The organism is Streptomyces sp. NPDC086519 (genome assembly GCF_040686075.1).
In the GTDB taxonomy this organism is placed as follows: Bacteria; Actinomycetota; Actinomycetes; order Streptomycetales; family Streptomycetaceae; genus Streptomyces; species Streptomyces shenzhenensis.
In genome coordinates, this window is record NZ_JBFBJL010000001.1 from 43,127 (window position 1) to 60,572 (window position 17,446).

Below are 17,446 nucleotides of genomic sequence, written 5' to 3' on the forward strand. Positions count from 1 at the left end.
GATGGGTCAGGAGGTGCCGAACAGTTCCAGAACCTCCGCCTTGCCGAACATGCGTGCGGTGTCGACGGCCGACGGAGTGCCCGCCGCCGGGTCCGCGCCGGCCTCCACCAGCACCTCGACCACTTCCGTCTCGCCCTTGAAGACCGCTCCGGCGAGTGGGGTCTGGCCTCGGTCGTTGACCCGGTTCGCCTCGGCGCCCCGGGTGAGCAGCTCGCGCACCGCCCCGGCGTGGCCGTGATAGGCGGCGAGCATCACGAGGGAGTCGCCGCGGTCGTTGGTGAGGTTGGCCGGAACGCCCGCGTCGAGGTACGCCACGAGCGCTTCGGTCCGCCCCTGCCGGGCCAGATCGAAGATCTTGGTCGCCAGCTCCACGACCTCGGGGTCGGGGGCTTCGCTCATCGGCCGGACCGCCTCTCCTGTGCGCTGCGGGGACTTGCGTGGACTGAGGGAGCGTACGGCAACGGGCGGACCGTGGGGCCGTACGGGTGAATCGCCAGCGTACTGGCACAGGGTGAACATGACCGGTTCCGCCCGAGGTAAAGATCACCACAGCCACGCCGAACGATCGCATTCCCGCACCGGAAGACGACCGACCCGGTCATCACGATTCAAGGGCGAATCCGCCAATCGGGTGAAATTCCTACCATTTCACCCGATTGCACCTTTAATCGTATGGATACCTTCTGTGATCCTGGAAGAACTCATGGTGACTGTCCCCTTCGACACCAGGAGATCTCAAATGATCCTCTCCATCTCAGGCGTCATCGTGCTCGGCATCATCGTCTTCCTCTTCTTCCGCAAGGACGGGCTGAAGCCGTCGCACGCCACGGCCTCGGCACTCTTCGGCTTCTATCTCGCCAGCACGGCCATCGCGCCGAGCATCAAGGCAGGCGGCGAGAGCCTGGCGAGCCTGCTCGGCGGCATCAAGTTCTGACCCCGCTCCCGCCCGTACGCACCATGAGGAGACAGCAGTGGCCCGGCGCTCTCTTCCCCGCATTCTGAGCAACGGCAGCGCGCAGCTCGTCCGGAGCCGGGAGCTGGCCCGGACGGCCGCCGACAGCGCCACCGACGTCCTCCACCCGCTCATCACCGTGACCCGCGGGCTGAGCAGGCTGGCCTCGGCCGGGCGGCGCAGGTGGGCGCAGACCCCGAAGGACAGGCGTGGGCCACTGCTGTTCCTGGCGGCCTCGGTCGTCCTGGTCGTGGCGCTGGTGCCCTACGGACCACTGCTCGCCGTCATCACCCTGATGGCGGCGAGCGCCTGGCAGGGCCGAGACCGCAACCCGCCCCCGCCCACGGGCCCCGACGAGTCGCAGACCCAGCGGCTCCAGTCCCTGTACGAGGCCCTGGTGCCGTACTTCTCGGCCGCCGAGGACCCGGCGCCGCTGTACGCACACGGCGGGGAGTGGGAGAAGGCCTTCCTCTCCCACGAGTTCGACGACGCGGGCCGCCTCGGCCAGCTCCTGCTCCGCTATCCCCCGTACTTCCCGGACGGCGAGCCCGAGGCCCGCGCGCGGATCGAGCACCTGCTCACCGCGAAGTCCGGGCGCGGCCGCGAGTACCACTTCGCGTGGGACGAGGAGGGCAACCGGCTCACGGTGACCGTCCTCGCCCCGCTGCCCACCGACATCGCCGCCCAGCGCTTCGTCACCGCGCCGGGCGAGACCGTCCTCGGGTTCACCGACCCCAGCGAGGTCCAGCGCACGCTCCCGCTCGCCTACGGAGACGAGCAGCGTGACGTGCCGCCGGTCGTCTGGCGCACCGGCGCCCGTTCCACCGAGCCGCACCTGCTGGTGCTGGGCCGCCCCGGCAGCGGCGTCTCGACCCTGGTGCGCTCCATCGCCCTACAGGCCCTCCAGCACGGCGACGTCCTCGTCGTCGAGGGCGGCGGCACCGGCGAGTACCTGTGCCTCGCCGGCCGGGACGGGGTCCTCGCCGTGGAGTGCGCTCTCGCCGGGGCGCTGGCCAGCCTGGAGTGGGCCGCGAACGAGACGGAGCGGCGGCTCATCGCGCTCAACCGCGCGCGCCAGGCGGGCCACCCGCCGCCGGACGACTGCCGGCGGCCCCTGTGGATCCTCCTCGACCGCCCGAGCGCCTTCGTCCACCTGGCCTCGACGAACGGCCACCAGGACCCCCAGGCCCTCCTCCAGGTCCCCCTCCGGCACGGCCGCGCGGCGAACGTCACCGTGGTGGTCGCCGAACAGCTCGACAGCGCGGACGCGTTGAGCGAGGCGGTACGGCAGCACACGCGCGCGCGTGTCGTGCTGGGACCGGCGCTGCCGGACGAGCTGACGGCGGCGCTGGGAGCTCCGCCGCACACGACACCGCTGGCCCAGGTGCCGCCGGGGCGGGGCTATGCGCGGCTGGGGCACGGGCCGGTCCTGCGACTTCAGGTGCCGGCGACTCCGGATCCGTACGACGACGCGACGAGCGAGGTGGACCGGGAGGCGGTGCTGGCCTTGCTGCCGCCGCGGAGTGAGGTGGTGGAGCAGGCGGCGCCTTTGGAGGCTGCGGTCGCTGAGGGCTGAGGTGAGGCGTGGCGGCGCTCACCGGCGCTTGCGGGGTGCCTACCCCCGGAGGGGGTACCCCCAGTGCCCGCCCGTGCAGCCCTGCGGCACGCCTGCCCGCAGCCGCGCAGGACACGGCAGCGGAAGCACCACGCCCCGCTACGCCACAAACGTCCGCGGTGCCTCCGCGCTCCCCCCGCTCACCCCCGACTCCACCATCCGCGCCGCTGCGGCCAAGCGCGTCGCCGCCTCCTCGGCCACCGCTCCCCCCACGGTGAACGGAAGGCGCACATAGCCCTCGAAGGCCCCGTCCACCCCGAAGCGCGGTCCCGACGGCACGCGTACCCCCACCCGCTCCCCCGCCTCCGCCAGCCGCGAGCCGGACAGGCCCCCGGCCCGGACCCAGAGCGTCAGGCCGCCCTTCGGCACCTCGAACTCCCAGCTCGGCAGCTCCCGGCGTACCGCGCTCACCAGGGCGTCCCGGTTCTCGCGGGCCTGGGTCCGGCGCAGTTCGACAGCCTGCGCCCAGCCCCCCGTGCTGAACAGCCAGTTCACCGCGAGCTGCTCCAGCACGGGCGTGCCCAGGTCGGCGTAGGCCCGCGCGGCGACCAGACTGCGGATCACGTCGGGAGCCGCCCGTACCCAGCCGATCCGCATGCCCGCCCAGAACGCCTTGCTGGCCGAGCCGACGGTGATGACGGTGGAGCCCGCCGGGTCGAAGCCGCAGACCGGGCGGGGCATCTCCACGTCGTCGTCCAGCCACAGCTCGCTCATCGTCTCGTCGGCGACCAGCACCGTGCCCGCCGAGCGGGCCGCGTCCACCAGCCGGCGCCGCTGGTCGTCGTCGGCGAGGGCCCCGGTGGGGTTGTGGAAGTCGGCGACGACATAGGCGATCCGGGGCGCCGCCTCCCGCAAGACCTGGCGCCAGCGGTCCAGGTCCCAGCCGCCCAGCCCCTCGGCCATCGCCACCGGCACCAGGCGGGCGCCCGCCTCCCGCATCAGCTGGAGGATGTTGGCGTACGACGGCGACTCGACGGCGATGCGCTCGCCGCGGCCGCCGAAGAGATGACAGATCGCGTCGATGGCGCCCATCGCACCGGTCGTAACCATGATCTGCTCGGGCATGGTGGGAATCCCGCGCGCCGTGTAGCGCTCGGCGATCATCGAGCGGAGGACGGGGAGCCCGGCCGGATAGTCGCCGTGGGTGTGGGCGTACGGCGGGAGTTCCTCCAGGGCACCCTGGACGGCACGGGTCAGCCACGGCTCGGGGGCCGGCAGCGCGGCGCAGCCCAGGTCGATCACCGAGCCGAGCGCCTCGGGAGGCAGGGGTTCCAGGCCGCGCGCCGGGAGCGGGTTGCCCGCCGGGACCGCGGTCCAGCTTCCCGCGCCCCGGCGGGACTCCAGGAAGCCCTCCGCGCGCAGCGCCTCGTACGCCGCCGCCACCGTCGTACGGCTGACGGACAGCGCGAGGGCCAGTTCACGTTCGGCCGGCAGCCGGGCGGCGACCGGGACACGACCCTCCAGGACCAGCAGCCGGATGCCGTCGGCGAGGGCGCGATAGGCGGGCGGACGGCGGGTGCCGGGGCCGGCCGGGCGGTCCTGCTGCGAGTTGAGCAGCCGGGCGAGCTGCGCGGGCCCCACCGCCGAGGTCCACTGCGCCATGAGAATCAGTCCACCTTCCCCGAATTGGCCATGGATGCCATTTCCTTCCAAGCCACAGAGTGGCACGGGTCAGGCCACCTTTACCACCAGGGGGGTATCCCTTGTCCGCACAAGACCGTCTCGGGCGGCGGTTGGTCCAGCTCTATACGGGGCTCACGCTGTACGGCGTGAGTTCCGCGCTCCTCGTCGAGGCGGGCCTGGGGCTGGAGCCCTGGGGCGTGCTGCACCAGGGGCTCGCCGAGCACACCGGGCTGGGCATCGGCACGGTGTCGATCATCGTGGGGGCGGCCGTACTGCTCCTGTGGATCCCGCTGCGCCAGCGGCCGGGCCTCGGCACGGTCTCCAACGTCTTCGTCATCGGCCTCGCCATGAACGCCGCACTCGCCGTCGTCCCCCAGGCGCATGCGTTCGCCGTGCGGATTCCGCTGATGGCGGCCGGCATCGTGCTCAACGGGGCGGCGACCGGCCTGTACATCGCGGCGAGCTTCGGGCCCGGCCCCCGGGACGGTCTGATGACGGGGCTGCACCGGCGTACCGGCCGTTCGATCCGGCTCATCCGTACGGCGATCGAGGTCGCGGTGGTCGTCACCGGCTTCGCCCTCGGCGGGACCGTCGGCGTCGGCACCCTGCTCTACGCCGTGTCCATCGGCCCGCTCGCACAGCTGTTCCTGAAGGTGTTCGCCGTCCCGGTGGCATCCGGCCGCAGCACGGTCGTTGCCGCGGGGTCACCCGAGCACGCGATACTGCGTCGGTGAGCACGCCGACCCGCCACCCGTACCTGGACCACCCCGGCCCCATCGCGTTCGCCCATCGAGGCGGAGCCGCGGACGGCCTGGAGAACACCGTCACGCAGTTCCGGCGCGCGGTCGAACTCGGCTACCGGTACATCGAGACCGATGTGCACGCCACGGCGGACGGCAGGCTCGTCGCCTTCCACGACGACACCCTCGACCGGGTCACCGACGGGGCCGGCCGGATCGCCGACCTGCCGTGGGAGGACGTACGGCACGCGCGCGTGGCGGGCCGCGAGCCGCTCCCCCTCTTCGAGGAACTGCTCGAGGAATTCCCGGAGGTCCGCTGGAACGTGGACGCCAAGGCGGAGCCGGCCCTGCGGCCGCTCCTCGATCTGATCGCGAGGACGGACTCCTACGACCGGGTGTGCGTGGGGTCGTTCTCGGAGGCGCGGGTGCTGCGGGCGCAGCGGCTGGCCGGGCCGCGCCTCGCCACCTCGTTCGGCACCCGCGGCGTGGTCGGGCTGCGGCTGCGCTCCTGGGGACTGCCCGCGGCGGTGCGCCGGTCGGCGGTCGCGGCCCAGGTGCCCGAGTCCCAGTCGGGGGTCCCGGTGGTCGACCGGCGCTTCGTGCGCGCCGCCCACGCGCGCGGGCTGCACGTCCACGTGTGGACCGTCAACGAGCCCGAGCGGATGCACCGTCTGCTGGACCTGGGTGTCGATGGCATCATGACCGATCACATCGACACGTTGCGCGAGGTCATGCAGAAGCGCGGCGTCTGGTTCTGAGGCGCGGGCGGCACCGCTGCGGGAGAGGCGAGGGCACGGGTGGGCACCGAAACCGTGCGGACGGGGGTCTTCGACGAGGCCACCGGGCTGCGGCGCGAACAGCGCGGCTGGTACTTCTACGACTGGGCGTGCTCGGTCTACTCGACGAGCGTCCTCACCGTGTTCCTCGGCCCGTACCTCACGTCGGTCGCCGACCACGCGGCGGACGCCGGCGGCTATGTGCATCCGCTCGGCATCCCGGTCCGGGCAGGCTCCTTCTTCGCCTACTCGGTCTCCCTGTCGGTGGTCCTCGCGGTCGTCCTGATGCCCCTGGTGGGCAGCGCGGCCGACCGCACCGGCCGCAAGAAGCAGCTGCTCGGCGTGGCCGCGTACACCGGGGCCGCGGCGACGACCGGCATGTTCTTCCTGGACGGCGACCGCTATCTGCTCGGCGGGCTGCTGCTGGTCGTCGCGAACGCCGCCCAGTCCGTCGCCCTGATGCTCTACAACTCCTACCTGCCCCAGATCGCCCCGCCCGAGGAACGCGACACCATCTCCTCCCGGGGCTGGGCCTTCGGCTACGCCTCCGGTTCCCTGGTGCTGATCGTCAACCTGGTCCTCTACTCCGCGCACGACTCCTTCGGTCTCTCCGAGACGGAAGCGGTCCGCGTCTGCCTGGCCGCGGCGGGCCTGTGGTGGGGCGCCTTCACCCTCATACCGCTGCGGCGGCTGCGCGACCGGGGCGGCAGGGCGGCCGAGGCGACGGCACCGGGACTGCGCCAACTCGCGGCGACCGCCCGGGACATGCGCCGCCATCCGCTGACGCTCTCCTTCCTGCTGGCGTACCTCATCTACAACGACGGCATCCAGACCGTGATCTCCCAGGCGTCGGTCTACGGCTCCGAGGAGCTCGGGCTCGGCCAGTCGACGCTCATCGGCGCCGTCCTGCTGGTGCAGGTGCTGGCCGTGGCGGGCGCCCTGACGATGGGCCGGCTGGCCAGGACGTACGGGGCGAAACGCACGATCCTGGGATCGCTGGTGGCGTGGACGGTGACGCTGTCGGCCGGGTACTTCCTGCCGGCCGGGGCACCGGCGTGGTTCTTCGTCCTGGCGGCCGCCATCGGCCTCGTCCTCGGCGGCAGCCAGGCCCTGTCCCGCTCCCTGTTCTCCCATCTCGTACCGCCCGGAAAAGAAGCCGAGTACTTCGCGGCGTACGAGATGAGCGATCGGGGGATGAGCTGGCTGGGACCGCTGCTGTTCGGGATCACCTACCAGCTGAGCGGGAGCTACCGCTCGGCGATCATCTCGCTGGTGGCCTTCTTCGTCATCGGGTTCGCGCTGCTCGCGCGCGTGCCGGTGCGACGGGCGATCGGCGAGGCCGGCAACCCGGTCCCGCAGAAGATTTAGCGTTCAACGCGGAAGGGCGGTAGTGTACGCGTTTGGCCTGCCAGGCGTACCGTTACTGCGCGTCAAAGAAGCTGAAACGCTGGGTGACATCTGTTAGTAGATGTGACAAACCGGGCGCCGGTGGGTACAACAAGGGGCGGCTACGACGGCGACGCATGACCCGGAACGGGAATCTTTACCGCCGACCGGACGTTGACCGGATGACGACGACAGCGACACCTGTCCTGTGGGCGACAAGCCCGGGAGGCACGATTCATGAGTGAGCGAGCTCTTCGCGGTACGCGCCTCGTGGTGACCAGCTACGAGACGGACCGCGGTATCGACCTGGCCCCGCGCCAGGCCGTGGAGTACGCATGCGAGAAGGGGCATCGTTTCGAGATGCCCTTCTCGGTCGAGGCGGAGATCCCGCCGGAGTGGGAGTGCAAGGTCTGCGGGGCCCAGGCACTCCTCGTGGACGGCGACGGCCCTGAGGAAAAGAAGGCCAAGCCCGCGCGTACCCACTGGGACATGCTGATGGAGCGGCGCACCCGTGAGGAACTCGAAGAGGTCCTTGAGGAGCGTCTGGCGGTTCTGCGTTCCGGGGCGATGAACATCGCGGTTCACCCCAGGGACAGCCGCAAGTCCGCATAGCTCCGTGTAACGGAAGCCGACATAACAACCGAGGGCGCCGTACGTTCACAGAACGTACGGCGCCCTCGGTTTTCGGCGTCACCGCGTCTTTTCGGCCTCACCGTGTCAACGGCGGCCGTTCTCCCGACGGCTCGTCCCCCGGCTCGGGGCCGTCGTGGCGGATGACCTCGCCCTGGACGACCTTTCCGTCCGGGCGGTGCATGCGGGCCTGCTGGAAGGCGTTGCCCAGGGTGCCGGGGGCGGCGGCGCGGAGTCTGCGCTCGACGGTGCGCTCCACGAGGCGGGAGACCGCCTTCTGGACCGGCGGCAGCAGGAGCAGCAGGCCGAGGGCGTCGGAGACCAGACCGGGGATCATGAGGAGCAGGCCGCCCAGCATCATCAGGCCGTTGCCGCCGCCGCGCTCCGGGGAGCCGCCGCGCTGGATCGCCTCGTTGAGACTGCGGAAGGCGCGCCGGCCGGCGCGCTTGACGACCACGGAGCCGGCGACGAAGCCCGCCACCAGCAGCAGGAACACGGTCATGCCACCCGCCGCTCCCGCGACCACCGTCAGCAGCCAGATCTCCAGCACCAGCCACGCCGCGAGACCCAGCGGCAGGTATCTGCCGAGCCGTGACCGCCGGGGCCGGGTGGTGTACGAAGTGGTCTGCGCGCCAGTCGTCATGCCCCCAGTGTGCCTGGGCCCGGCTCAGCGCGGCATAAGTGGATGATCAACCGTGACTGTGCGGTTCCGAGGCGTCCGCTAGGAGGGCTTGCCCTTGCCGGTCACCCTGCTCAGCCGCTCGGTGACGCCCCACGAGGTGACCCGCCACAGCGCCTCGACCAGGATGTCGCGGCTCATCTTGGAATCGCCGAACTCGCGCTCGACGAAGGTGATGGGCACCTCGACGACCTGGAAGCCGGCCTTGACCGCGCGGCGGGCCAGGTCCACCTGGAAGCAGTAACCCTGCGAGGCGACCTCGTCGAGGCCCAGGCCCTCCAGGGTCTCGCGGCGGAAGGCGCGGTAGCCGCCGGTGATGTCCCGGAGCGGGAGATCGAGCGCGAGCCGGGAGTACAGGGAGCCGCCGCGGGAGATGAACTCACGGGACTTCGGCCAGTTGACCACCCGGCCGCCGGGCACCCAGCGGGAGCCGAGCACCAGGTCGGCGCCCTTCAGCGCGGTCAGCAGCCGGGGCAGCTCCTCCGGCTGGTGGGAGCCGTCGGCGTCCATCTCGACGAGCACGCCGTAGCCGTTGTCCATGCCCCAGCGGAAGCCGGCGAGGTAGGCGGCGCCGAGGCCTTCCTTGCCCTTGCGGTGCAGCACCTGGACGTGGTCGTCCGCGGCGGCCAGTTCGTCGGCGAGCTTGCCCGTGCCGTCGGGGCTGTTGTCGTCCGCCACCAGCACGTGCGCCTCGGGGACGGCCTGGCGCACCCGGCCTACGATGGACTTGATGTTCTCCGACTCGTTGTACGTGGGAATGATCACCAAGGCCGTGCCGAGCGGGCCGAACCGCCTCCCCTGGGCCTGTGCTGCGAGGGTCCCGTCGCCGTCGTTCACTGCTGCCCCTTCATGTCGTACGCAGGGGACCACCATAGTGGCCACGGCCTGCACCGACGTGACAGCTCGTTCGTATGGTGGTGTCGATTCCGCAAGAACGGGGTAAGGATGCCCGTTTCGGGTACCTGTCATCCGCGCTTTCGCCATCGTGTTCCCCCGCGGCGCCCCTTTGTTCCCCCGCGAGGCGACTCTTCTCCTGCGGATGGGGGCCCGGCGCCCTTCGGGCCGACCTGGGACCCGCTGGCTGCGGGTCGACCGAAAGCCGTTGTCTACTGAGCGTCCGGGCCCCACCCGGGTCACACCTCCCGACCGGCCGGAACGTCCCCTCGTCGGCGCGGGCGCTGAGCCTGGCTCCCAGTGGCGGTGCCCCGGTGCGGCACACCGTCCCTGACCCAGCGGCGCTGCGACGAGTGCGCGAACTGTTCCCCGGTCGGGCGTCCGGTGGTGGACTTGGCCGAACCTACCGGCCCGCTGCCGCTGGCTGTCAACAGCCGTTTGACCTGCGGAAACGATCACAAACCCCTGGTCAGCGCGGAGGATGCGCAGGTCGCGCGACGGGGCGGCGGCCGTCGATCACGGCCGCGCCACCCCGGGAGATCACTCGCCCGGCCGTACGAATGCGGCGGGTCACTCGCCCGGTCGTACGAACACGGTCCGGCCGCCCACCACGGTGCGCAGGCAGACCGGCAGCTCGCGGCCCGGGGTCAGGTCGGGCAGGCCGGGGGTGCCGGAGCGCGGGTCGGTGGACCAGCGGGCGACCCGGTCGTCCGGCGCCTGCACCACCAGTTCGTCGGTGCGCCAGACCGCGTAGTCGGCGGGCGCGCCCGGGACCAGCGCGCCCGCGTCGTCACGGCCGATCGCCCGCCAGCCGCCCCGCGTGTGCGCGGTGAAGGCGGCGCGGACCGAGACCCGGTGCTCGGGCGTGTGGTGGAAGGCGGCGGCCCGCACGGTTCCCCAGGGATCGAGCGGGGTGACCGGGCTGTCGGAGCCGAAGGCGAGCGGGACCCCGGCCCTGAGGAGGGCGGCGAACGGGTTGAGGGTGCGGGCCCGCTCGGTGCCGAGCCGCTGGGCGTACATGCCGTCCTCGCCACCCCAGAGCGCGTCGAAGGCAGGCTGTACAGAGGCGATCAGGCCGAGTTCGGCGAAGGCGGCGACGTGCTCGGGCGTGAGCATCTCGGCGTGCTCCACGCGGTGCCGGGCGGCGCGGACACGGGCCGGGCCGACCTTCTCGGCGGCGGCGCGCACGCCTGCCACGACGGCGGTCACGGCGGCGTCGCCGATGGCGTGGAATCCGGCCTGCAGACCGGCCTCGGTGCAGGCGACGACATGGGCGGCGACGGCGTCCGCGTCCAGGTAGGCGGCGCCGGTGTGGCCGGCATCGGCGTACGGCTCGTGCAGACAGGCGGTGTGGGAGCCGAGGGCGCCGTCGACGAACAGGTCGCCGGCGGCGCCCAGCGCGCCCAGCTCGCGCGCCTTCTCGGCGTTCTCCTCGGCCCAGTAGCCGACGACCCGGGGTCCGGGCACCTCGGCGGCGAGCCGCAGCAGCCCGGTGAAGTCGTCCTCGGAGGAGATCTTCGGGCCGCCGCACTCGTGCACGGTGCCGATACCGAGGGAGGCCGCGTGCGCGAGGGCGGTGCGCTGGGCCTCGGCACGCTGGGCGGGCGTCACGGCCGCGAACGCGGCGGCGCGTACGGCGTGGTGGGCGTCGCCGGTGAGCGGGGCGTCCGCGCCCGGGACGGCGCCCGGGACCAGGTCCAGCAGGGCCGTGGTGACGGCCGCCGAGTGGACGTCGATACGGGAGAGGTAGAGCGGGCGTCCGCCGGTGGCCGCGTCCAACTCGGCGCGGGTCGGCGGGCGGCCCCCGGACCAGCGGGCGGCGTCCCAGCCGTGCCCGAGCAGGACCCGGTCGTCCGGGCGGGCGGCGGCGAAGTCCCGTACCAGCGCCAGGGCGGCGTCCAGGGAGCCGGCGCCGGACAGGTCGAGGCCGGTCAGTGCGAGGCCGGTGGACGTGGTGTGGACATGGGCGTCCGTGAAGGCGGGGGTGACCAGTGCCCCGTCCAGGTCGACGACCTCGTCGACGCCGTCCGCGAAGGCGTCGGCGGCGCCCTCCGAACCGACCCAGGCGACCTGACCGCGCTCCACGACCATCGCGGTCGCGAACGGGTCGGCGGGACTGTGCACCTCGCCGCGGCGAAGGAGGACGGTCTGGGGCTCGGGGGCGCGCTCACTCATGGGGAACAGTTTCACCCCTGCCGCCGACGACCCTGGACAGGGGGCGTCCCGAACGTGCCCCTCAGGGGCGCGGGACTGTGGTCGTACGCGGCTCCGCGGTGCGGGGGCGACCGGCAACAGAGCACCCGAGGGCGACGAACGGCCGGAAGCTCGACGGCGCTCAGATCCTCGGCGGCCTCGCCTCGTACGGCGTCGACAGCACCACCGTCGTCCGTGTCGACACGCCCGCCAGGCCGCGCAGCCGTGCCAGCAGTTCCTCCAGCTCGTGCGGGGTCGCCACGCGCACCTTGAGGATGTAGTTCTCGTCGCCCGCCACGCTGTGGCACGCCTCGATCTCGGGGACGCCGGCCAGGCGGTCCGCGATGTCGTCGGGGGCGCTGGGATCGAACGGTTTCACCGAGATGAACGCCGTCATGGGCAGCCCCACGGCCTCCGGGTCGACGACCGCGGCATAGCCGCGGATGACGCCACGCTGTTCCAGCCTGCGCACCCGCTGGTGCACGGCCGACGTGGACAGACCCGTGGCCTTGCCCAGGTCCGTGTAGCTCATCCGCCCGTCCTTGACGAGCAGCTGCACGATTTGACGGTCCAGCTCCTCCATGGCGCAAAAACTACAGTGCGCCCGATCTCCTCGGGTAGCTCAGCGGCCCAGGTCATGGCCGGTTCGTGATCTCGGAGGGAGTGGGCTGTGAGCCGCCTGAGGGACAAATCCACCGCAGCGGGCACCTGCGCTCGGCATGTGACGAACGCCACAGCCCTGGAGCGGGCTCCGTGATGCCCTCGTGATTACCGCCGAGACCGGGCGGGAAGTGCTTGCTGTGGTCGAGGCCGCAGTGCCGTAACGGCCCAGCCCGAGGGGGAGTTACCCATGCAGAGTCTTAAGCGTCCTGGTCGTACCGTGCCCAAGCGCCCGGAGTTGGTGGTCGAGCCTGAGCCGGAGGGCGTCGAATCCGACCTCTACGAGGCCGAGGAGCTGGACGCCTATGACACCTTCGAGATGTTCCGGGTGATCTGCCCGGACTGCGCGCAGTCGATCGCGCTGCTGGCGGACGAGGAGTTCCTGCCGGAGCACGCGCTGTGCGCCTCGCCGTGGAACCCGTTCGGCCTCACGGTCTGCGCCGGTACGGGCCGAGCGGCGGCCGACGCCACGTCCGCGGACGAGTCGGTCGAGCCGCTGGAGCAGGACACCGCCCTCCTGCTCACCCTCCCGCAGGGTCTGGACTGGCGGACGCAGCCCTTCTCGCACGTCGGCGGCCCGAGTTCGCGCCCGATGCGCGTACCGGCGATGCGCCCCGGCGGCGCACTCGCCAGCCGTCAGGCCGCCTGAGTCACCGCACCGCACCCCCGTAGCCGTCCCGCACCATGGCGCGCAGACCGCCGTGGTGCAGGATCAGCGTGTCCGGATCCGCCGGCCACCTGTCGGCAGGCGACGCGCAGCACGACGATCGCGTGCCGCAGGGCGGCGCACAGGGTGCAGGAGCCACGTCCCGCGGGGTGCGGCCGGTCGGGCTCGCGTCCTGGAAGAAGCGGTGCAGGCCTTGCCGAAGTCCTTCCAGGCCTGCTGCCGTACGTCCGCGTTCCCGGGGGCCGACGACGGTCCGGCCGACGGTACGCCAGGAGGCGGGCGCAGGCCGGATCCGGCACCGGACGTGCGTGAACTCACGCGCGATTCGGTGGACCGGTGACCGGGGCGGCCGCCCCGGCGTTGGCCAGGTATGACGACCACCTACACCGCCCTCGGCCGTCAGCGCCGGATCTTCGTCCCCCCGCCCTCGGCATCGCTTCCGCCGCCCCCGCCGCAGGATCCGCCCATCTACCGCGATCTGATGCGGATCTGGGCGGACCGGGGCCGTGCCCTGCCGGGCCGCCACGACCCGGAGTGGGTCAGGCTGGCGGCTCCGACGGTCGCACGCGGGCAGTTCAGCGACCTCAGCGACTTTCCGGTCCCGCCACATGACGGGCGATGACCATCCGCTGGATCTGGTTGGTGCCCTCCACGATCTGCAGGACCTTGGCCTCGCGCATGTAGCGCTCCACCGGGAAGTCCGCGGTGTAGCCGTACCCGCCGAGTATCTGGACGGCGTCGGTGGTCACCTTCATCGCGGTGTCGGTGCAGTAGAGCTTGGCCATGGCGGCCTGCTTGGCGAACGGCCGGCCCGCGTCGCGCAGCCGGGCCGCCGCCAGGTAGAGGGCCCGGCCGGCCTCGATCTGGGTGGCCATGTCGGCGATCATGAAGCGCAGGCCCTGGAAGTCGGAGATGGGGTGCCCGAACTGCCGTCGCCCGGTGGCGTAGCCGACCGCCTCGTCCAGGGCCGCCTGGGCCAGGCCGATCGCGCAGGCCGCGATGCCGAGCCGCCCGGAGTCCAGAGCGGCCAGGGCGATGGCGAAGCCCTGGCCCTCCTCGCCCAGGCGCCGCTCGTCGGGGACGCGCACGTCGTCGAAGTGGACCTGGGCGGTGGGCGAGCCCTTCATGCCCATCTTCTTCTCGGGGACCGCGCCGCTCAGCCCCTCGGCGTCACCGGGGACCAGGAAGGCGGTGATCCCGTGCGAGCCCTCGGCGCCGGTGCGGGCCATGACCGTGTAGAAGTCGGCGATGCCGCCGTGCGTGATCCAGGCCTTGGTGCCGTTGATCACCCACTCGTCGCCCTCCCGGACCGCCTTCGTGCGCAGGGAGGCGGCGTCGGAGCCCGAGGCAGGCTCGGAGAGGCAGTAGGCGCCGAGCAGGCCGCCGCCGAGCATCGCGGGCAGGTGCTCGACCTGCTGCTGCTTGGTGCCGTAGGCGGCGAGCGCGTAGCTCGCGAGGGTGTGCACGCTGACGCCGAGGCCGACGGTCAGACGGGCCGCGGCCAGCTCCTCCAGGACCTGGAGGTAGACCTCGTAGGGCTGGTCACCCCCGCCGTACTCGGAGTCGTACACCAGGCCGAGCAGGCCTGATTCCGAGAGCAGGGTGAAGACCTCGCGCGGGAAGCGCCCGGCGTCCTCCTCCTCGGCCGCCTTCGGCGCGATCTCGCGGTGCGCGATCTCACGGACCAGCGCGAGCAGGTCCCTCGCCTCGTCCGTGGGCAGTTGACGCTCCACCGGCTGCGGGTCGCGGTCGGGCATGGCGTCGCTCTCCTCCCTGTCGGGCAGCGGCGGCGACGGCCCGCGGGATAGGGGCGCCTCCGCCGTCGTGCGGGTGCGGCCGCCGTCGGTGTTCCGGGTCTCGGAAGCTGCTGACCTGCGGCTGCGCAGTGAGTATGCCCGATCGGGGACCTCCCGTCACCAGTTAACGACCGCTTACTTCAGGAATTCCAGGACAACATTCGAAACCCGCGAAATTGGTCCGAACCATTGACTCGACCGGTCTAGTCCTCCTAGGGTTCATGACCAACGCTTTACCGCGCCCACGCCCATCGGCGCGCGTTCCCCGGCAACCCGGGCCGTCCGCCCTGCTCCGGCATCCCGACGGCGAACCACCGCACCTCGGCGACCATCGCGACCATCGCGACCATCGCGACCATCGCGACCAGGACGGCCTACAGGAACCTCCGCCCCGTCCGCGTCAGGCGCCCCGGCGGGCCGGGGCCGGGGCGCGGTAGGCCGGGTCCAGTTCCTCGATGGCGCGCAGGGTGCCGCCGAGCGTCTTGACCAGCAGTTCGCACAGGGTCTCGCGGGAGAGTACGGGCCGGTCGATCCAGTCGAGGGTGGCGCCCTCCACGCTGCACAGCCAGGCGAGCAGGCCCGCCCTGGCGAGCGGGGCGATGTCGGTGCGGCCGTAGGCGCCCTCGGCTATGGTCGCGATGATCGCCTCGCGCACGCCGTCCCGGATGGCGTGCACCTCGGCGTCGAAGCCGACGCCGCCGCTGACGATCGTGCGGTACGCGGCCTGATGGTGCTCGGCGTAGCGCAGATAGCCGTCGATGGTCCGGTGGACGCGGTCCACCTGGGGCAGCTCCAGGCCGCTCGCGGCGAAGGTGACCAGGCCGGCGACGGAGTCCTGGATGATCGCCAGGTAGTAGCCGCGCTTCGACTGGAAGTAGTAGTAGATCAGCCCTTTGGCGACATGCGCCTGCCTCGCGATGTCGTCCATGGAGAGCGCGTCGTACGAGGTGTCGGCGAACAACTTCCGTCCGATGGCGATGAGTTCAGCACGACGAGCCACGGAACGCTCGGTGCCGCGCGCCCGGGGACGGGCGGCGGCACGTTGTTGACTAATATTCAATTTCGACCCTGGTCTCAACGGGCTGCGGGACATCCGCAGTATGTCAGTTCAGGTCGTGGGACAGGTCACAGCAAGCCGAGTTGGGTCACCAACATGGCGATGACCACGACGAGAGTCCAGCCCATCACGTGTTCCAGAACCTTCGGGCCGTCGTCCTTGGGGCCGCCGGTACGGGCCCGGGCGGCGGTGGCGGAGTGCGTGGTCATGGCGTCCACGATGCCATTGCTTGCGGCTTTTGCGACGGAGAGCTTGGTCACAGGAGAGCGGCCCCCGGGCCTCCCGGGGGCCGCTCTCCTGCCCGGTCAGCGCACGCCGACCGCCGCGAGCGCCTTGAGCTGGGCCGGGGCCGGGCAGGAGGGGAAGTACAGGTAGCAGACACCACCGGTGCCGGAGACGACCTTGCCACTGGCGTTGTACCGCTTGGTCCGCAGCCAGATGTTCTCGAACTCCCGCCGCAGGTAGACCCGCCGGACCGCGTCGTCGTCGGCCGAGAACGGGTCGTTGGCGATCACATCGCCGTCCGCGGTGAAGCCGATCACGGTCATCAGGTGCCCGGAGGTGCCGTAACCGGCCCCGGTCAGCTCGCTCGCCAGGAACGACTGTGACGTGATGACCGGAATGCCGGCCGCGATCAGGGTCTCCAGGTCGGTGAGCGAGGCCAGTCGCGTTATCACGCCCTGGAGGTTCCTGTACGTCGACGCGTAGGCGGCGTTGAACGGCCAGTTGCCGCACCCCGCGTACTGGTAGTCGTAGGTGTGGCGGGCCGCGTAGCAGACCTGCGGGTCGGTGTAGGACGGGTCGACCCAGGCCAGCTGCTCGGGGGTGAGCCGGCCGCCCCAGTACTCGACGATCATCTGCGAGGAGGTGGGGCTGCACCAGGCCTCGCCGCCGTTGTCGTACTCGGGGTACTGACCCTTGTGGATCTCCTGGGAGTAGCGCGGGACCTTGAGTTCCTGGGCCAGGCCCGGGGTGGAGGCGGGGACGGTGAAGCGGTCCGGGATGTCGGAGCCCATGGCGCCGAGCCGCCAGACGGTCGGGGTGAGCCTGGTGCCCGGCTTGCGGTAGAGGGTCAGGCGCAGCTGGTAGGAGGTGAGACGCAGGCCCGTGGTGGCGTCGTCGACGGCGAAGGTGTCGGTCCAGATGGTGCTCTTGCCGTCGGTCTGGCCGTCCACCGAGGTCCGCTTGATGTCCTGGTCGCCGGCCGCCCAGCGGCCCATCACGTACCAGGGGGTGTCGGTGCCGTCGGAGTAGGTGCCGTGCAGTTCGACCTGGATCCAGGTGCCGGCCGGGGTGTCCGCGTTCCAGGAGGCGATGGTCTCGGTGGCGGGGACGGCGAGCCGGTGCACCGGGCCGGTCCAGGTGGCGTACTCCCAGGCGGCGGTGGTGCCGGTGTGGGGGTCGGTGTAGGAGGTGGTGCCGGCCGGGGTGCCGATCACCACGCCGGGCCGGTCTCCGGCGACGGCCCTGGCGCCCTTGGCGGTGCCGGTCCGCCAGTCGCTGTAGGTCGTCCAGGAACGGTAGTCGATCGGACGGGTTCCGTCCCGGCCGTGGCCGGTATGGCCGTTCCCGGCCCGGCGGGTCTCGGTCCGGGCGGTCTCGTCGGTGTCGGTCTCCGAGGCTGCGGCCGCCGGCACCGCGGGGACCACGTTCTGGGCGACGGCCGCGGCCGCGACGGAGGCGGCGGCTGCCAGAACGGTTCTGCGGGACGGTTGTTCGGCTCTGCTCATGGGTGGAGGACCCCCAGGTGTGCGCGTCACGGCTGATCCGGAGCAAGG

The 17,446-nt window shown here is 71.8% G+C and carries 18 protein-coding genes; 7 read left to right on the forward strand and 11 right to left on the reverse strand.

Going from position 1 to position 17,446, the window contains the following annotated elements:
* Positions 1 to 6 precede the first annotated feature (6 nt).
* On the reverse strand, positions 7 to 399 hold the full coding sequence (locus AB0P24_RS00165) for an ankyrin repeat domain-containing protein (RefSeq protein ID WP_365789415.1): 393 nt from the start codon (positions 397 to 399) through the stop codon (positions 7 to 9).
* A 340-nt stretch (positions 400 to 739) separates the two neighbouring features.
* Here AB0P24_RS00165 and AB0P24_RS00170 point away from each other — a divergent pair, with 340 nt between their 5' ends.
* The gene (locus AB0P24_RS00170) at positions 740 to 934 is read left to right on the forward strand and encodes a hypothetical protein (RefSeq protein ID WP_365789417.1); all 195 of its coding nucleotides are present in this window, start codon (positions 740 to 742) and stop codon (positions 932 to 934) included.
* 37 nt (positions 935 to 971) lie between these two features.
* Positions 972 to 2,528 (forward strand): hypothetical protein, encoded by a 1,557-nt coding sequence (locus AB0P24_RS00175; protein WP_365789419.1) that lies wholly within the window; start codon positions 972 to 974, stop codon positions 2,526 to 2,528.
* A 138-nt stretch (positions 2,529 to 2,666) separates the two neighbouring features.
* Here AB0P24_RS00175 and AB0P24_RS00180 read toward each other — a convergent pair whose 3' ends face one another.
* Positions 2,667 to 4,169: a PLP-dependent aminotransferase family protein gene (locus AB0P24_RS00180; protein WP_365789422.1), complete on the reverse strand. Its 1,503-nt coding sequence runs from the start codon at positions 4,167 to 4,169 to the stop codon at positions 2,667 to 2,669.
* 101 nt (positions 4,170 to 4,270) lie between these two features.
* On the opposite strand from AB0P24_RS00180, the gene AB0P24_RS00185 reads away from it, so the two are divergent.
* From AB0P24_RS00185 to AB0P24_RS00200, 4 genes are all read left to right on the forward strand, one after another.
* On the forward strand, positions 4,271 to 4,924 hold the full coding sequence (locus AB0P24_RS00185) for a hypothetical protein (protein ID WP_365789424.1): 654 nt from the start codon (positions 4,271 to 4,273) through the stop codon (positions 4,922 to 4,924).
* On the forward strand, positions 4,921 to 5,688 hold the full coding sequence (locus AB0P24_RS00190) for a glycerophosphodiester phosphodiesterase (protein WP_365789426.1): 768 nt from the start codon (positions 4,921 to 4,923) through the stop codon (positions 5,686 to 5,688). The genes AB0P24_RS00185 and AB0P24_RS00190 overlap by 4 nt, the downstream gene beginning before the upstream one ends.
* A 39-nt stretch (positions 5,689 to 5,727) precedes the next feature.
* Complete coding sequence (locus tag AB0P24_RS00195; protein ID WP_365789428.1) at positions 5,728 to 7,074, forward strand: MFS transporter; 1,347 nt, start codon at positions 5,728 to 5,730, stop codon at positions 7,072 to 7,074.
* A gap of 255 nt (positions 7,075 to 7,329) precedes the next feature.
* Positions 7,330 to 7,704: an RNA polymerase-binding protein RbpA gene (locus tag AB0P24_RS00200; protein ID WP_003977404.1), complete on the forward strand. Its 375-nt coding sequence runs from the start codon at positions 7,330 to 7,332 to the stop codon at positions 7,702 to 7,704.
* 97 nt (positions 7,705 to 7,801) lie between these two features.
* On the opposite strand, the gene fxsA is transcribed toward AB0P24_RS00200, so the two are convergent.
* The 4 genes from fxsA to AB0P24_RS00220 all read right to left on the reverse strand — a co-directional run bounded on the left by fxsA (position 7,802) and on the right by AB0P24_RS00220 (position 12,071).
* The gene (fxsA, locus tag AB0P24_RS00205; RefSeq protein WP_365789430.1) at positions 7,802 to 8,365 is read right to left on the reverse strand and encodes an FxsA family membrane protein; all 564 of its coding nucleotides are present in this window, start codon (positions 8,363 to 8,365) and stop codon (positions 7,802 to 7,804) included.
* A gap of 78 nt (positions 8,366 to 8,443) precedes the next feature.
* A complete protein-coding gene (locus AB0P24_RS00210) occupies positions 8,444 to 9,238 on the reverse strand; it encodes a polyprenol monophosphomannose synthase (RefSeq protein ID WP_365789432.1) in 795 nt (264 codons plus the stop codon).
* Positions 9,239 to 9,865: 627 nt separating this feature from the next.
* Complete coding sequence (locus AB0P24_RS00215; protein WP_365789434.1) at positions 9,866 to 11,470, reverse strand: amidohydrolase; 1,605 nt, start codon at positions 11,468 to 11,470, stop codon at positions 9,866 to 9,868.
* Positions 11,471 to 11,630: 160 nt separating this feature from the next.
* Positions 11,631 to 12,071 (reverse strand): Lrp/AsnC family transcriptional regulator, encoded by a 441-nt coding sequence (locus AB0P24_RS00220; RefSeq protein WP_053759891.1) that lies wholly within the window; start codon positions 12,069 to 12,071, stop codon positions 11,631 to 11,633.
* Between the two features lie 267 nt (positions 12,072 to 12,338).
* Here AB0P24_RS00220 and AB0P24_RS00225 point away from each other — a divergent pair, with 267 nt between their 5' ends.
* Positions 12,339 to 12,797, forward strand: coding sequence for a hypothetical protein (locus AB0P24_RS00225; protein ID WP_365789437.1), 459 nt, complete (start codon positions 12,339 to 12,341; stop codon positions 12,795 to 12,797).
* A 602-nt stretch (positions 12,798 to 13,399) separates the two neighbouring features.
* Here the strand turns inward: AB0P24_RS00225 and AB0P24_RS00230 are convergent.
* The 5 genes from AB0P24_RS00230 to AB0P24_RS00250 all read right to left on the reverse strand — a co-directional run bounded on the left by AB0P24_RS00230 (position 13,400) and on the right by AB0P24_RS00250 (position 17,398).
* Positions 13,400 to 14,572 (reverse strand): acyl-CoA dehydrogenase family protein, encoded by a 1,173-nt coding sequence (locus tag AB0P24_RS00230; RefSeq protein WP_365789439.1) that lies wholly within the window; start codon positions 14,570 to 14,572, stop codon positions 13,400 to 13,402.
* Positions 14,573 to 14,844: 272 nt separating this feature from the next.
* The gene (locus AB0P24_RS00235) at positions 14,845 to 14,970 is read right to left on the reverse strand and encodes a hypothetical protein (protein WP_365789441.1); all 126 of its coding nucleotides are present in this window, start codon (positions 14,968 to 14,970) and stop codon (positions 14,845 to 14,847) included.
* A gap of 41 nt (positions 14,971 to 15,011) precedes the next feature.
* Positions 15,012 to 15,671 carry a TetR/AcrR family transcriptional regulator gene (locus AB0P24_RS00240; protein WP_365789443.1) on the reverse strand — a complete coding sequence of 220 codons (660 nt, stop codon included), beginning with the start codon at positions 15,669 to 15,671 and terminating at the stop codon, positions 15,012 to 15,014.
* Positions 15,672 to 15,736: 65 nt separating this feature from the next.
* A complete protein-coding gene (locus tag AB0P24_RS00245) occupies positions 15,737 to 15,877 on the reverse strand; it encodes an SCO1431 family membrane protein (RefSeq protein WP_308310962.1) in 141 nt (46 codons plus the stop codon).
* A 96-nt stretch (positions 15,878 to 15,973) separates the two neighbouring features.
* Positions 15,974 to 17,398 carry a peptidase C39 family protein gene (locus AB0P24_RS00250; RefSeq protein WP_365789445.1) on the reverse strand — a complete coding sequence of 475 codons (1,425 nt, stop codon included), beginning with the start codon at positions 17,396 to 17,398 and terminating at the stop codon, positions 15,974 to 15,976.
* Positions 17,399 to 17,446: the final 48 nt, after the last annotated feature.

Coding starts and splice junctions, on each gene's coding strand:
- AB0P24_RS00165 (WP_365789415.1), bottom strand. CDS start 399: ATGAGCGAAGCCCCCGACCCCGAGGTCGTGGAGCTGGCGACCAAGATC.
- AB0P24_RS00170 (WP_365789417.1), top strand. CDS start 740: ATGATCCTCTCCATCTCAGGCGTCATCGTGCTCGGCATCATCGTCTTC.
- AB0P24_RS00180 (WP_365789422.1), bottom strand. CDS start 4,169: ATGGCGCAGTGGACCTCGGCGGTGGGGCCCGCGCAGCTCGCCCGGCTG.
- AB0P24_RS00200 (WP_003977404.1), top strand. CDS start 7,330: ATGAGTGAGCGAGCTCTTCGCGGTACGCGCCTCGTGGTGACCAGCTAC.
- fxsA (WP_365789430.1), bottom strand. CDS start 8,365: ATGACGACTGGCGCGCAGACCACTTCGTACACCACCCGGCCCCGGCGG.
- AB0P24_RS00215 (WP_365789434.1), bottom strand. CDS start 11,470: ATGAGTGAGCGCGCCCCCGAGCCCCAGACCGTCCTCCTTCGCCGCGGC.
- AB0P24_RS00220 (WP_053759891.1), bottom strand. CDS start 12,071: ATGGAGGAGCTGGACCGTCAAATCGTGCAGCTGCTCGTCAAGGACGGG.
- AB0P24_RS00225 (WP_365789437.1), top strand. CDS start 12,339: ATGCAGAGTCTTAAGCGTCCTGGTCGTACCGTGCCCAAGCGCCCGGAG.
- AB0P24_RS00230 (WP_365789439.1), bottom strand. CDS start 14,572: ATGCCCGACCGCGACCCGCAGCCGGTGGAGCGTCAACTGCCCACGGAC.
- AB0P24_RS00235 (WP_365789441.1), bottom strand. CDS start 14,970: ATGGTCGCGATGGTCGCGATGGTCGCGATGGTCGCCGAGGTGCGGTGG.
- AB0P24_RS00245 (WP_308310962.1), bottom strand. CDS start 15,877: ATGACCACGCACTCCGCCACCGCCGCCCGGGCCCGTACCGGCGGCCCC.
- AB0P24_RS00250 (WP_365789445.1), bottom strand. CDS start 17,398: ATGAGCAGAGCCGAACAACCGTCCCGCAGAACCGTTCTGGCAGCCGCC.